Below are 14,133 nucleotides of genomic sequence, written 5' to 3' on the forward strand. Positions count from 1 at the left end.
GCTACAGCGGCTACAGCGAAGGTATCGAATACAACGGTCACCAGTACCCGGTGCGTTATCTCGGGGCGATGCTGGGTATCGCTGAGCCGATGATTCAGGACAACGTGAAATGGTATCCACTGCTGCTGGTCAGAGCCGGTGAGCAACGCATGGCCATACAGGTCGATCAGTTGCTGGGTAACTACCAGATCGTGGTCAAGTCCATTGGTGCGCAACTCAGCGGCGTGCGCTGGTTCACCGGCGGTACGATCCTGGCGGATGGCAAGATAGCCCTGCTGCTGGATGTGAATGCGCTGGTGCGTTCCGACGTACTGACCCAGGCGCCCATCGTGGAACAGGAAGAGGAGACGGCCGGCATTACCGTCATGGTGGTGGACGATTCCATTACCGTTCGCAAGGTCACCAGCCGTTTGCTGGAGCGCCACAACATGCAGGTATTGACTGCGAGGGATGGCGTGGACGCCATTACCGTGCTGCAGGAGGCCAAGCCGGACGTCATGCTGCTGGATATCGAAATGCCGCGCATGGACGGTTATGAGCTGGCGCGCCATATTCGCAATACTCCCAACCTGGCGGATATCCCCATTATCATGATTACGTCGCGTACCGGTGAAAAACACCGCGAACGTGCCATGAGACTGGGTGTGAATCGTTACCTAGGCAAGCCCTACCAGGAAGCGGATTTGCTCGAAAACATCTACACACTGCTGGCGGAGAATAGCGATGCATAGCGTTGATACAGGCGCCGCCACTGACTTTCAGGGGCTGCTGATACCGCAACGGCAAATGCCACTGCTGCTCCCGTCCTCGGCGGTGATCGAGATACTGGGCTACCGTGAAGTCAGTGAAAGTGCTGCGGATGCCAGCTGGATACTGGGCAGCTTTTCCTGGCGAAACCTGGTGCTGCCGCTGGTTTCCATGGAGCGGGTGCTGGGTGTGGAGCGGGAAGGCAAGCGCGGGCGCAAGCGCATCATCGTCGTGCATGTCTTTTCTGACAAGCTGAAAACGCCTTTCATGGGTATCGAAGCTACAGGTATGCCGCGTCTGGTGAGTCTCAACGAAGAAACGCTGGAAGTGCTGGATGGTGAACCCTGGCCTGATGACTGGCCTATCAGTGACCGGGTGAAGGTGCAGGACCTGGAAGCGCTGATACCGGATCTCGACCGTCTCGGGGCGCTGTTACAGAAAGTCACCCCATAGTGCCTGAGCGGCAGCAATTGCTGCCAGTGGTGCTGTTTCGGTGCGCAGTATTCTCGGCCCCAGGCGTACGGCTCTGCAGCCCGCAGCCAGCGCCGCTTTTCTTTCCGCTTCGCTGAAGCCCCCTTCAGGGCCAATCAGAAAGCACAGCTCCGAAGTGGGTCTTACGATACCGGAAAGGCCGGTAACCGCATCGGGATCCATGAACAGGACGTTTTCCTCCCGCTGTTCCAGCCAGGACGAGAAGCTTTCTGCGGGGTGCAGTTCGGGAATCCTGCGGCGGCCGGATTGTTCACAGGCGCTGATGATCACGGCCTGCCAGTGCTGCATGCGTTTGTCACGGCGCGGGCCGCTCAGCCTGACCTGGGTGCGTTCGGAAAATAGGGGCGTGATCTGCTGCACACCCAGTTCCACGCTTTTTTGTATGGCCAGATCCATACGCTCTCCCCTTGAGATGCCCAGTGCCAGCCGAATGGACAGCCTGGGGTCTGGCTCCGGTTCTGTGGCGCCGATGATGGTGGCGCTCACCGCCTTCCTGTCGACCTGTATCAGCCGGGCCCGATAGTCCCGGCCATCCTGGCCGTTGAACAGGATGATCTCCTGGCCGGTCTGCATGCGCAGCACCTGCCGCAGATGGCGGGCAACGTTGGCGGGAAGCTGCAGGTCCGAGCCTGCAGCCAAAGGATCCGGCACCCAGTTACGTGGCAGACGCACCGCTGGCTATTCCAAGGCCCGAACAGATCTCGAGTACGCTGCCGGACTGGTTCATGGTGTAGAAATGCAGTCCGGGTGCGCCGCCTTCCAGCAGTTGCCGGCAAAGTGCGGTGACCACTTCGGCACCAAAAGCCTGGATGCTGCTCAGGTCGTCGCCGTAGGCTTCCAGGCGTTTTCTGATCCAGCGCGGGATCTCCGCGCCGCAGGCGTCCGAGAAGCGCGCCAGTGAGCTGTAGTTGGTGATGGGCATGATGCCTGGCACGATGGGGATGTCGATGCCACGCTGTTTGCAGTCGTCGAGAAAACGCCAGTAGGCATCGGCGCTGTAGAAATACTGCGTGATGGCGCCGTGCGCACCGCTTTCGACCTTGCGCCTGAAGTTATCCAGGTCTGCCAGTGCATTTTCCGCCTGGGGATGGAATTCGGGGTAGGCGGCCACTTCGATATGGAAGTCCTCACCGAAAGACTGGCGGATCAGCGCTACCAGTTCATTGGCATAGTTGAGTTCGCCAAGACCGCCCAGCCCCGAGCCGGAAGGAAGGTCGCCACGCAGCGCAACGATGCGGTGTATGCCCTGTTCCCGGTACCGTGTCAGGATCTCCAGGATTTCTTCCTTGTCCGTCCCGATGCAGGATAGGTGCGGAGCGGTGTCTATGCCCTGTTCCCGCAGCCAGTCCACGGTGGCGAAGGTGCGCTCCTGGGTGGAGCCGCCGGCGCCGTAGGTAACGCTGAAATATTCCGGGTTCAGGTGGTTGAGTTCGCCCACCACGGTCTTGAGCTTTTCCATGCCCTTTTCGGTCTTGGGCGGAAACAGCTCGAAGCTGATGGCGGGGGTGTCTTTGTCTGATGTGTCCATGCTTGAAACAGCCGCCGGGATGCTTTTTGGCTGTCCCGGCGGTCTGCCCTCAGTAGCGGTAATGGTTCGGTTTGTAGGGGCCTTCCATGGGAACGCAGATGTAGTTGGCCTGCACCTGCGAGAGCTGGGTGAGATTGACGCCGATCTTGTCGATATGCAGGCGCGCCACTTCCTCATCCAGTTTCTTGGGCAGGATATAGACTTCGTTCTTGTACTCGCCGGTCTGGTTGAACAGCTCCATCTGCGCCAGCACCTGGTTGGTGAAGGAGTTGGACATGACGAAGCTGGGGTGGCCGGTGGCGCAACCCAGGTTCACCAGGCGTCCCTGAGCCAGCAGGATAATACGCTTGCCGTCGGGGAAGATGATGTGATCCACCTGGGGTTTGATCTCTTCCCACTGGTACTGCTCCAGGCTGGCGACGTTGATTTCGTTGTCGAAGTGCCCGATGTTGCACACGATGGACTGGTCTTTCATCGCCGCCATGTGGTCGTGGTCGATGACATGGAAGTTGCCGGTGGCGGTGACGAAGATATCAGCCTGGGAGGCGGCATCGTCCATGGTAACCACGCGATAGCCTTCCATCGCCGCCTGCAGGGCGCAGATCGGATCGATTTCGGTGATCCAGACGGTGGCGCCGAGGCCGCGCAGCGACTGGGCGCAACCCTTGCCCACGTCACCATAACCCAGTACCACGGCGATCTTGCCGGCGATCATCACGTCGGTGGCGCGCTTGATGCCGTCCACCAGAGACTCACGGCAGCCGTAGAGGTTGTCGAACTTGGATTTGGTGACCGAGTCGTTGACGTTGAAGGCGGGGAAGGGAAGGTCGTTGTTTTCCGCCATCTGGTACAGTCGGTGGACGCCGGTGGTGGTTTCTTCGGTAACGCCCCTGATGTTCTTCAGGATGTTGGAATACCAGCCGGGCTGGTCTGCCACCCGCTGTTTGATAGCCGCGTAGAGCACTTCTTCTTCGCTGCTGGGGTTGTCCAGTACAGACAGGTCTTTCTCCGCCTTTGCACCCAGGTTGATGAGCAGGGTGGCATCACCGCCGTCATCCAGGATCATGTTCGGTGTGCCGCCATCGGACCAGGCCATGATGCGGTGCGTGTAGTCCCAGTATTCAGTCAGGGTTTCACCCTTGAAGGCAAACACGGGGATGCCTTCCGCGGCAATGGCTGCGGCGGCATGATCCTGGGTGGAGTAGATGTTGCAGGATGCCCAGCGCACTTCGGCGCCGAGGGTGGTCAGGGTCTCGATGAGAACCGCCGTCTGGATGGTCATGTGGAGGGAGCCTGCAATGCGGGCACCCTTGAGGGGCTTGCTGTCGCTGTACTTGTCACGTAGCGCCATCAGGCCGGGCATCTCGGTTTCCGCAATGGCGATTTCCTTGCGACCCCAGTCGGCCAGGGACAGGTCTGCTACTTTGTAATCTTCGTTGCTCATGATTCAACCTCGTTCTATGTCAAATGATGAGCGCCGTTTTTCTCTGTTACGCCCGTGCCGAGCCTGGCAGGTAAATCCTGTCGCAGCGCTCCTCGGCAGCAGGTGAATGCGGGGTTACAACCCGGCGTCGGCTTTCAGTGCTTCGGCCTTGTCAGTGCGCTCCCAGCTGAAAGCGCCGGTCGCTTCGTCGTATTCCCGGCCAAAATGCCCGTAGGCGGCCGTCTGGCAATAGATGGGACGGATCAGGTCCAGCATCTGGCTGATTCCCCAGGGGGTCAGATCGAAATGCTTGCTGATGAGTTCCACAATGACCTTGTCGTCCACCTTGCCGGTGCCAAAGGTGTTGATGGACACCGAAGTGGGTTGTGCCACACCGATGGCGTAGGATACCTGAATTTCACAGCGGTCCGCCAGCCCCGCCGCGACGACGTTCTTGGCCACATAGCGACCGGCATAGGCTGCGGAGCGGTCCACCTTGGAAGGGTCCTTGCCGGAAAAAGCACCGCCGCCATGACGGGCCGAGCCGCCGTAGGTGTCGACGATGATCTTGCGTCCGGTAAGGCCACAGTCGCCCACCGGGCCACCGATGACGAACTTGCCTGTGGGGTTGATGTGGATACGGGTATCCTTGGTGATCCACTCTTTGGGCAGTACCGGCTTGATAATGTTTTCCATCACCGCTTCCTGAAGGTCATCCAGTTCGATATCGGGATCGTGCTGGGTTGACAGCACGACGGCATCCACGCCAACGATCTTGCCGTCGCTGTAGTGCATGCTCACCTGGCTCTTGGCGTCCGGGCGCAGCCAGGGCAGTACCTTGCTCTTGCGCATTTCCGCCTGGCGCTGTACCAGCAGATGGGAATAGGTCAGCGGGGCAGGCATCAGCACCTCTGTTTCATTGGTGGCATAGCCAAACATCATGCCCTGGTCGCCTGCGCCTTGGTCTTCGGGTTTTTCCCTGTCCACGCCCTGGCCGATATCACTGGACTGCTTGCCGATGAGAGACATGACGGCGCAGGTGCTGCCGTCGAAACCCACGTCTGAGCTGGTATAACCGATATCGCAGATCACCTTGCGCACCAGTTCGTCAAGATCCACCCAGGCATTGGTCGTGATCTCGCCGGCGACGATGACCGCGCCGGTCTTGACCATGGTTTCGCAGGCCACGCGGGCGTGCTGTGGATTCTCGTCCTGCTCGAGGATGGCATCCAGAACGGCGTCTGAAATATGATCGGCAACCTTGTCAGGATGGCCTTCGGATACAGACTCGGAAGTAAAGGTAAAGTCACTCATAAATTTATCCTATGCGCCGCTCTTGCGCTTGACCTCCATGGATGGAGGAAATACTGGAATTGTCTGGAACAGTTCCAGTGCCCTGTGCTCGCGGCATAACGTACATCCTGTACATGAAAAAACCCGTCTTGCGCAGCAAAGACGGGTTTCTCGGCGTTAGTGTCGGAAGCTCGCTTTAGCTGCATTTTTTAAGCGCCCGCAATCTGAGTTCAAATTGGCGCATTGGCGTGAATTATCGCTATCCTCGCAGAATTGTCAACTTTTTATTTGTTGGCACTGTTGCTAAACTAACCGGCTATCGAACAACAAATTCCGAGAGAACAGCCATGGTTTCCCTGCAAACACCCGTATGTGATTTTGGCAAGCCTGCCGTTGATTTCTCCCTTCCCGGCACAGATGGAAAGGTCTGGACACTGGAAGATTGCCGGGGGAAAAAGGGGCTGCTGGTGATGTTCATCTGCAATCACTGCCCCTATGTGAAGGCCGTACTCGACCGTCTGGTGCGGGATACCCGCGAGCTGCATGAACTGGGCGTCAATTCCGTCGCCATCATGTCCAATGATCCACACCAGTATGAAGAGGATTCTTTCGAGAACATGCAGAAGATTGCCAGGGAAAAAGACTTTCCCTTCCCGTATCTTCTCGACGCCACACAGGAAGTGGCGAAAGCCTATGGCGCAGTCTGCACGCCGGATTTCTTTGGCTACAATGCCGATCTGCAGCTCCAGTACCGGGGGCGCCTGGCAGTACCGGGGGCGCCTGGACGCCAGCCGCAAGGAGGCCGCACCGAAGATGCCCGTCGCGATCTGTTCGAGGCCATGAAGCATGTGGCGGAAACAGGGAAGGGACCCGAAGTTCAGATTCCCAGCATGGGGTGCTCTATAAAATGGCTTGGGGAATAAAGGCTTGCTGAAAATAATTCTGTTGCGGCGTTCGCAAGTTCAATTGCGCTGTTTGTTGAGATAGGCTGCTTAACAGTATGAAAACTGTTGTTTTTAAGTCGAAAAAGGCATCTCTGGGAGAATCGAATCTAATTTTAGTTTATGGGCATATTCAAAACATCGGTAGCTTCTGGGATGCTACAAGCGTTATGCTTTCTAAATACTCAGTATAGTTTTTCAAGGGGACGACTAGGCTAGTCCCCGTATGTTCTGAATCCGGCCTTCCAGATTTGCTGTTTGGAGGGAGAGGGTTTTCTATCAGCTTGAAATCATAGGGAGGGGCTTATGTCCTCGCGTAAAGATCTCGCCAATGCTATCCGTGCTCTGAGCATGGACGCCGTTCAAAAAGCAAATTCCGGTCACCCCGGAGCACCCATGGGTATGGCGGATATCGCCGAAGTGTTGTGGAACGGCCACATGAAACACAACCCTTCCAATCCTGCGTGGGCGGATCGTGACCGTTTCGTTCTGTCCAACGGCCACGGCTCCATGCTGATCTACTCCCTGCTGCATCTCACCGGCTACGATCTGAGCATCGATGACCTGAAGGCATTCCGCAAGCTTCATTCCAAGACCCCTGGCCACCCTGAGTATGGCTATACCCCCGGTGTTGAAACCACCACCGGTCCGCTGGGACAGGGCATCACCAACGCGATCGGCATGGCATTGGCCGAGCGCACGCTGGCGGCCCAGTTCAATCGTGAAGGTCATGATATTGTCGATCACTACACTTACACGTTCCTGGGTGACGGCTGCATGATGGAAGGCATCTCTCACGAGAGCTGTTCTCTGGCCGGTGTCTGGGGCCTGGGTAAACTGATTGCTTTCTGGGATGACAACGGTATTTCCATCGATGGCCACACCGAAGGCTGGTTCCGCGATGATACGCCCAAGCGTTTCGAGGCTTATGGCTGGCATGTGATCCGTGATGTTGACGGCCACGACGCCGATGCCATCGACAAGGCGATCCACGAAGCCAAGTCCGTGAACAACAAACCTACCCTGATCTGCTGCAAGACTGTCATCGGTTACGGTGCGCCCAACCTGTGCGGTTCCCACGATTGCCACGGTGCGCCCCTGGGTGATGAAGAGATCAAGGCCACCCGCGAGAACCTGGGTTGGCCATACGGCCCCTTCGAGATCCCCGATGAAATCTACGCAGGCTGGGATGCGAAAGAGAAAGGCAAGGCGGCTGAAGACGCCTGGGCCGAGAAATTTGCCGCTTACAAGGCTGCCTACCCTGAGCTGGCTGCAGAATTCGAACGCCGCATGAACGGTGACCTGCCGGACAATTGGCAGCAGGTGGCAGATGATTACATCAAGGCTACTGACGAAGCGGCCGCCAGCCCCGCTACCCGCCAGGCTTCCCAGAAAGCCATTACCGCCTATGCCGCGGCATTGCCTGAGTTTCTGGGCGGTTCTGCCGACCTGACGCCGTCCAACCTGACTTCCTGGCCGGATTCCAAGACCATCACCGATACGGTTGCCGACGGCAACTATATTTCTTACGGTGTGCGCGAGTTCGGTATGTCCGCCATCATGAACGGCGTGACCCTGCACGGTGGCTTCATCCCTTTCGGCGGCACTTTCCTGATGTTCTCCGAATATGCCCGCAACGCGCTGCGTATGGCGGCGCTGATGGGTATTCGCAGCCTGTTCGTCTATACCCATGATTCCATCGGTCTGGGCGAAGACGGTCCGACTCACCAGCCTATCGAGCAGATTTCCACCCTGCGCCTGATCCCCAACATGAGCACCTGGCGTCCCTGCGATGCGGTAGAGACAGCCGTTGCCTGGAAATGTGCCGTGGAAAAGAAGAGCGGGCCTTCCTGCCTGATCTTCTCCCGTCAGGGGTTGCCTCATCAGACGCGTTCCGATGATCAGCTGTCCCTCATCGCCCATGGCGGTTATATCCTGCAGGATTGCGATGGCACGCCGGATGCGATCATCATCGCAACCGGCTCTGAAGTGGCTCTGGCCATGGACGCCGCCAAGGAACTGACCGGCGAAGGCAAGAAGATCCGTGTGGTTTCCATGCCCTGCACCGAAGTATTCGATGAGCAGGATCAGGAATACAAGGATTCCGTCCTGCCGCCCAGCGTCACCGCACGGGTGGCCGTTGAAGCCGGTGTGACCGACTTCTGGTACAAGTATGTGGGTACCGGCCGGGTAGTGGGTATCGATCGCTTCGGCGAATCTGCACCTGCCGGAGAGCTGTTCCCGCACTTTGGTTTCACCGTTGAACACGTAGTGGGTGCGGTCAAAGGCGTCATGTAATTATTTTCGGCGCTCTCCCCGTGGAGAGCGCCGCTTGGTATTTTTGTGGATAATATTGGAGAAGACTTATGACTATCAAAGTCGGTATTAACGGTTTTGGCCGCATTGGCCGTATGGTATTTCGCGCAGTAACCAATGATTTCCCCGATGTGGAAATCGTGGGCATCAACGACCTGCTGGAAGCTGATTACCTGGCCTACATGCTCAAGTACGATTCTGTACATGGCCGTTTCCCCAAGGACGTTTCCGTTGACGGCAACAACTTCGTTGTCGACGGCAAGAAGATCCGTCTGACTGCCGAGCGTGATCCTGCAGACCTGAAATGGGACGAGGTTGGCGCCGAGATCGTTATCGATTGCACCGGTTTCTTCCTCACCGAAGAAAGCTGCCAGAAGCACATCGACGCGGGTGCCAAGAAAGTTGTACAGAGTGCGCCCTCCAAGGACGGCACTCCCATGTTCGTCTATGGTGTAAACCATGAAACCTATGCAGGTCAGGCTATTGTTTCCGCCGCTTCCTGTACCACCAACTGCCTGGCGCCTGTCGCCAAGGTACTGAATGACAAGTGGGGCCTGAAGCGTGGTCTGATGACCACAGTTCACGCGGCAACAGCAACCCAGAAAACCGTAGACGGCCCTTCCATGAAAGACTGGCGCGGTGGCCGCGGCATCCTGGAGAACATCATTCCTTCCTCCACCGGTGCAGCCAAGGCGGTTGGTGTGGTTCTGCCTGAACTGAACGGCAAGCTCACCGGTATGGCTTTCCGCGTACCCACCTCTGACGTGTCTGTTGTGGATCTGACCGTCGAGCTGGACAAGGAAGCTTCCTATGACGACATCTGCGTGGCCATGAAAGAAGCCTCTGAAGGTTCCATGAAGGGCACGCTGGCTTACACCGACGAGAAAGTGGTTTCCACCGATTTCCGTGGATTCAGCGCTTCCTCCATCTTCGATGCCGGCGCCGGCATTGCACTGGATGGCACTTTCGTAAAAGTGGTCTCCTGGTATGACAACGAGTACGGTTATACCTGCAACATGATGCGTTTCGTTGAGCACGTAGCCAAGAACTAAGCGGTACGGTAATACGGGGTGGATGCCTCCACCCCGTATCCTCAGCACACCAGTCTGTTTCGCAAAAGCCCGTGCTTTTGCAAAATATTCTGAATTTCAACATTCCAGCAGGAGATGTCAGCATGTCTGTTATCAAGATGACCGATCTCGATCTGGCCGGTAAGCACGTACTTATCCGTCAGGATCTCAACGTTCCCGTGAAAGACGGCAAGGTAACTTCCGACAAGCGTATCCGCGCTTCCATACCCACCATCAAGCACTGCATCGGCCAGGGCGCCAAGGTCATGCTCATGTCTCACCTGGGGCGTCCCACGGAAGGCGAGCCTGCAGAGGAGTTTTCACTCAAGCCTGTGGCGGACTATCTGACAGAAGCGTTGGGCCAGGAAGTGGCGCTGGTGAAAGATTATCTGGAGAAAGCTCCCGAGCTGGACAATGGCCAGGTGGTGCTGCTGGAGAATGTCCGTTTCAACAAGGGCGAGAAGGCCAATGATGAGGCGCTGTCCAAGAAATACGCTGCCCTGTGTGATGTCTATGTGATGGATGCTTTCGGTACGGCTCACCGTGCCCAGGCCTCCACTCATGGTGCCGGCAAGCTTGCTCCTGTCGCCTGTGCCGGTCCTCTACTCGCAGGCGAGCTGGATGCCCTGGGTAAGGCGCTGCACAATCCCAAGCGTCCCATGGCCGCTATCGTTGGCGGTTCCAAGGTTTCCACCAAGCTTACCGTACTCGAAAGTCTGTCCAAGGTTGTGGATCAGCTGATTCCCGGCGGCGGCATCGCAAATACTTTCATCGCTGCCTGCGGTCACAATGTGGGCAAGTCCCTGTATGAAGCCGACTTGGTGGACGAAGCCAAGCGGCTGATGGAAGCAGCCAAGGCCAAGGGTGGTGAAATTCCCGTACCGACCGATGTGGTGGTGGGCAAGGAGTTTTCCGAAGATACCGAAGCGACGGTGAAAAAAGTGGACGAAGTGGAAGATGATGACATGATCTTCGATATCGGCCCCGAGACCGCAGCACGCTTTGGCGAGATGATGAAGGCCGCTGGCACCATCGTCTGGAACGGCCCGGTTGGCGTGTTCGAGTTCGACCAGTTTGGCGAGGGCACCAAAACCCTGGGACTGGCGATTGCCGAATCCGATGCTTTTTCCATTGCCGGCGGTGGAGATACCCTGGCGGCCGTGGACAAATACGGCATCGCGGATCGTGTATCCTATATTTCCACCGGTGGCGGCGCTTTCCTGGAGTTTCTCGAAGGCAAGAAATTGCCTGCCGTAGCCATGCTGGAAGAGCGCGCCAAATCCTGATTGCATCCTGCCGGCCGCCGTTTGTCGCGGCCGGTGCAGTATCGACTGAGACCACATATGCCGAGACGTACGAAAATTGTAGCCACACTGGGACCCGCCACCGACGACCTCAAGGTACTTGACGAGGTAATCGCTGCCGGTGTGGACGTGGTGCGTCTGAATCTCTCGCACGGCTCCCATGAGGAGCATGCAGAGCGCGCCGAGACCATTCGCAACCGCTGTCGGGCCTCCGGCAGGCAGGTGGGCGTACTGGCCGATCTGCAGGGACCGAAGATCCGCATCGGATCGTTCAAGAACGGGCCTGTCCAGCTCGATGAAGGTGATCAGTTCGTACTGGATACCGCACTGGGCAAGAAAAGCGGCAACGCCGAACGCGTCAGCGTCACCTACAAGGCGCTGCCGGAAGAAGTTTCACGGGGCGATACGCTGTTGCTGGACGATGGCCAGATCGTACTCTGGGTGGAAGAAGTTATCGATCACGAAGTTCGCTGCAAGGTCACTGTGGGCGGTACGCTTTCTGACAAGAAAGGTATCAACAAACAGGGTGGCGGGCTTTCCACGCCTGCGCTGACCAAAAAAGACAAGGAAGACATCAAGTTCGCTGCCAGCATCGAGGCGGATTATGTGGCCGTGTCTTTCGTGCGCAGTGCTGAAGATGTCAACATGGCGCGCCAGCTTCTCCGTGAAGCGGGTGGCAAGGGCGGCATTATTTCCAAGATAGAAAGGGCAGAAGCCCTCGGCACCATCGAAGAGATCATCGAAGCCTCCGATGCCATCATGGTGGCCCGGGGGGATCTGGGTGTCGAGATCGGTGATGCGGAACTGCCGGCGGTGCAGAAGATGCTCATCAGCAAGGCTCGCTCCATGAACTCCGTGGTGATTACGGCCACCCAGATGATGCAGTCGATGATCGATTCGCCCATACCCACCCGGGCAGAAGTGTTCGATGTGGCCAATGCCGTTATCGACGGTACCGATGCGGTCATGCTCTCGGCGGAAACGGCAGCGGGCAAGTATCCAGCCAAAGCGGTGGAAGCCATGGTGAGGGTGTGTGCCGAAGCAGAAAAGCAGGCGGCCACCCGGGTATCCGACCATCGCCTGCACAGCATGTTCGGGCGCATCGATGAAACCATCGCCATGGCGTCCATGTACACGGCCAATCACCTGGGCGTAAAAGCCATTGCCGCACTGACAGAATCCGGCTCCACTGCCAAGTGGATGTCGCGCATTTCATCCGGTATTCCCATCTATGCCCTGACGTCTCATGTTGCCACGCGACGCAAGGTAACCCTGTACCGCGGTGTCTATCCGGTCAGTTTCGACGTGACAGGCTACAATTCGCAAATGGCGAATATCGAGGTGATCGAGGAACTGCGTCGTCGTGGTGCGGTGCGTGATGGCGATCTGGTGATCATCACCAAGGGTGACCTGTCCGGCGTGGAAGGCGGCACCAATGTAATGAAAATTGTGCGCGTCGGGGATGTTTTTGTTCCTGAATGCGAGTGAGATACAGCGGTCGGTGAGCTGTTGCAGTCACCGGCCATAACAGTGAATTCAAAATAACCTGAAAAGGAGAGAATCATGGCTCTGATTTCCATGCGTCAACTACTGGACTATGCCGCTGAACACGACTTCGGCATGCCCGCATTCAACGTAAACAACATGGAGCAGGTGCATGCCATCATGCAGGCTGCCGATGAACTGGACAGCCCGGTCATCATGCAGGGCAGCGCCGGCGCCCGTTCCTATGCAGGCGAACCTTTCCTGCGCCACCTGATCACTGCGGCGACCGAGATGTATCCTCATATTCCCATCGTCATGCACCAGGATCACGGTTCCGAGCCTGCGGTATGCCTGCGTTCCATCCAGTCCGGCTTCACCTCCGTGATGATGGACGGCTCCCTGATGGCCGACATGAAAACCCCATCCACCTTCGAGTACAACGTGGATACCACCAAAACCGTTATGGACATGGCGCACGCCGGTGGTGTTTCCGTAGAGGGCGAACTGGGCTGCCTGGGCTCCCTGGAGACCGGCATGATGGGCGAGGAAGACGGTCACGGTTCCGATGACAAGCTGGACATGGATCAGCTGCTCACCGATCCCGATGAAGCCGCAGATTTCGTCAAGAAGACCGGCGTGGACGCGCTGGCCATCGCCATCGGTACCTCCCACGGCGCCTACAAGTTCACCAAGCCACCTACAGGTGAAGTACTGCGTATCGACCGCATCCGTGAGATTCACGCACGCCTGCCCAACACCCACCTGGTTATGCACGGTTCCTCTTCCGTACCCCAGGAATGGCTGAAGATCATCAATGAATTCGGTGGTGACATGGGCGAGACCTACGGTGTGCCTGTCGAAGAGATCGTCGAGGGTATCAAGAACGGTGTACGCAAGGTCAACATCGATACGGATCTGCGTATGGCGTCTACCGGTGCGGTACGTCGCCACATGGCCGAGAATCCTTCCAACTTCGATCCTCGCAAATTCCTCAAGGCATCCACCGAAGCCATGGCAGGTATTTGCAAGGCACGCTTCGAAGCCTTTGGTTCAGCAGGCCATGCCTCCAAGATCAAACCCATTTCCCTGGAGGAAATGTACAAGCGTTACGAGTCCGGCTCGCTGGACCCGAAAGTCAGCTGATCCCGTCAGTCGCAGGCTCGGAGTCAAATCATTTTAAGGGATTGGTTTTCATAGCCAATCCCGTGATTTGACTCCGACCCTTTATTAGTGCAAGGCTACGAGTCGGGCCCGCTGGATACCAAGGTCAGCTGGCTAGTCTGACCGAGACTACAAAAATGGCGCCCAGGCGCCTTTTTTGTAGTTCCATCAAAGAATAAAAGCGCCACAAGGGCGCTTTTTATGCACATTAATGGCCTTGACACCGGTTACCAATATGTGCGAAATAATCCGAACTTGTTTATCCGCCCAAATATGATGGCGTTTCCGCAGTGTAGTTGTTCGGACAATGATGCACCCATTATTGCCGCTTGATTACCGAATATGGCCAAACGTTCAAATAGGTAACCACGGA

Annotated in this window: 12 protein-coding genes and 1 riboswitch; of the genes, 8 read left to right on the top strand and 4 right to left on the bottom strand. The window is 57.1% G+C overall.

Going from position 1 to position 14,133, the window contains the following annotated elements; genetic code table 11:
* Both ACOCD2_RS02315 and ACOCD2_RS02320 read left to right on the top strand, forming a co-directional pair.
* On the top strand, nucleotides 1-731 hold a 731-nt coding region (locus ACOCD2_RS02315; protein ID WP_293652344.1), incomplete at its 5' end, for a response regulator.
* Nucleotides 724-1,200 (top strand): chemotaxis protein CheW, encoded by a 477-nt coding sequence (locus ACOCD2_RS02320; RefSeq protein ID WP_293644313.1) that lies wholly within the window; start codon nucleotides 724-726, stop codon nucleotides 1,198-1,200. The genes ACOCD2_RS02315 and ACOCD2_RS02320, both read left to right, overlap by 8 nt.
* Here ACOCD2_RS02320 and ACOCD2_RS02325 read toward each other — a convergent pair.
* The 4 genes from ACOCD2_RS02325 to metK all read right to left on the bottom strand — a co-directional run bounded on the left by ACOCD2_RS02325 (nucleotide 1,180) and on the right by metK (nucleotide 5,504).
* Nucleotides 1,180-1,911, bottom strand: a complete 732-nt coding sequence (locus tag ACOCD2_RS02325; protein WP_293644314.1) for a 16S rRNA (uracil(1498)-N(3))-methyltransferase — start codon at nucleotides 1,909-1,911, stop codon at nucleotides 1,180-1,182. The two genes, ACOCD2_RS02320 and ACOCD2_RS02325, sit on opposite strands and share 21 nt — an antisense overlap.
* On the bottom strand, nucleotides 1,895-2,767 hold the full coding sequence (metF, locus tag ACOCD2_RS02330) for a methylenetetrahydrofolate reductase [NAD(P)H] (RefSeq protein WP_293644316.1): 873 nt from the start codon (nucleotides 2,765-2,767) through the stop codon (nucleotides 1,895-1,897). The genes ACOCD2_RS02325 and metF overlap by 17 nt, the downstream gene beginning before the upstream one ends.
* Before the next feature lie 49 nt (nucleotides 2,768-2,816).
* On the bottom strand, nucleotides 2,817-4,211 hold the full coding sequence (ahcY, locus tag ACOCD2_RS02335) for an adenosylhomocysteinase (RefSeq protein ID WP_293644318.1): 1,395 nt from the start codon (nucleotides 4,209-4,211) through the stop codon (nucleotides 2,817-2,819).
* Nucleotides 4,212-4,232: 21 nt separating this feature from the next.
* A riboswitch (S-adenosyl-L-homocysteine riboswitch) is annotated at nucleotides 4,233-4,311 on the bottom strand.
* 14 nt (nucleotides 4,312-4,325) lie between these two features.
* Nucleotides 4,326-5,504: a methionine adenosyltransferase gene (gene metK, locus ACOCD2_RS02340; protein ID WP_293644320.1), complete on the bottom strand. Its 1,179-nt coding sequence runs from the start codon at nucleotides 5,502-5,504 to the stop codon at nucleotides 4,326-4,328.
* A gap of 326 nt (nucleotides 5,505-5,830) precedes the next feature.
* Here metK and ACOCD2_RS02345 point away from each other — a divergent pair, with 326 nt between their 5' ends.
* The 6 genes from ACOCD2_RS02345 to fba all read left to right on the top strand — a co-directional run bounded on the left by ACOCD2_RS02345 (nucleotide 5,831) and on the right by fba (nucleotide 13,742).
* Nucleotides 5,831-6,406 (top strand): thioredoxin family protein, encoded by a 576-nt coding sequence (locus tag ACOCD2_RS02345; protein WP_293679536.1) that lies wholly within the window; start codon nucleotides 5,831-5,833, stop codon nucleotides 6,404-6,406.
* Between the two features lie 324 nt (nucleotides 6,407-6,730).
* Entirely contained in the window at nucleotides 6,731-8,722 is a 1,992-nt protein-coding gene (gene tkt, locus ACOCD2_RS02350) for a transketolase (RefSeq protein ID WP_293644324.1), read from the top strand.
* Between the two features lie 68 nt (nucleotides 8,723-8,790).
* Nucleotides 8,791-9,792, top strand: a complete 1,002-nt coding sequence (gap, locus tag ACOCD2_RS02355; protein WP_293644326.1) for a type I glyceraldehyde-3-phosphate dehydrogenase — start codon at nucleotides 8,791-8,793, stop codon at nucleotides 9,790-9,792.
* Nucleotides 9,793-9,914: 122 nt separating this feature from the next.
* Nucleotides 9,915-11,096, top strand: coding sequence for a phosphoglycerate kinase (locus tag ACOCD2_RS02360; protein ID WP_293644328.1), 1,182 nt, complete (start codon nucleotides 9,915-9,917; stop codon nucleotides 11,094-11,096).
* A 57-nt stretch (nucleotides 11,097-11,153) separates the two neighbouring features.
* The gene (pyk, locus tag ACOCD2_RS02365; RefSeq protein WP_293644330.1) at nucleotides 11,154-12,602 is read left to right on the top strand and encodes a pyruvate kinase; all 1,449 of its coding nucleotides are present in this window, start codon (nucleotides 11,154-11,156) and stop codon (nucleotides 12,600-12,602) included.
* Nucleotides 12,603-12,677: 75 nt separating this feature from the next.
* Complete coding sequence (gene fba, locus ACOCD2_RS02370; RefSeq protein ID WP_293644332.1) at nucleotides 12,678-13,742, top strand: class II fructose-bisphosphate aldolase; 1,065 nt, start codon at nucleotides 12,678-12,680, stop codon at nucleotides 13,740-13,742.
* Nucleotides 13,743-14,133: the final 391 nt, after the last annotated feature.

It is taken from the genome of Thiolapillus sp. (genome assembly GCF_048562965.1).
Lineage (GTDB): Bacteria > Pseudomonadota > Gammaproteobacteria > Chromatiales > Chromatiaceae > Thiolapillus > Thiolapillus brandeum_A.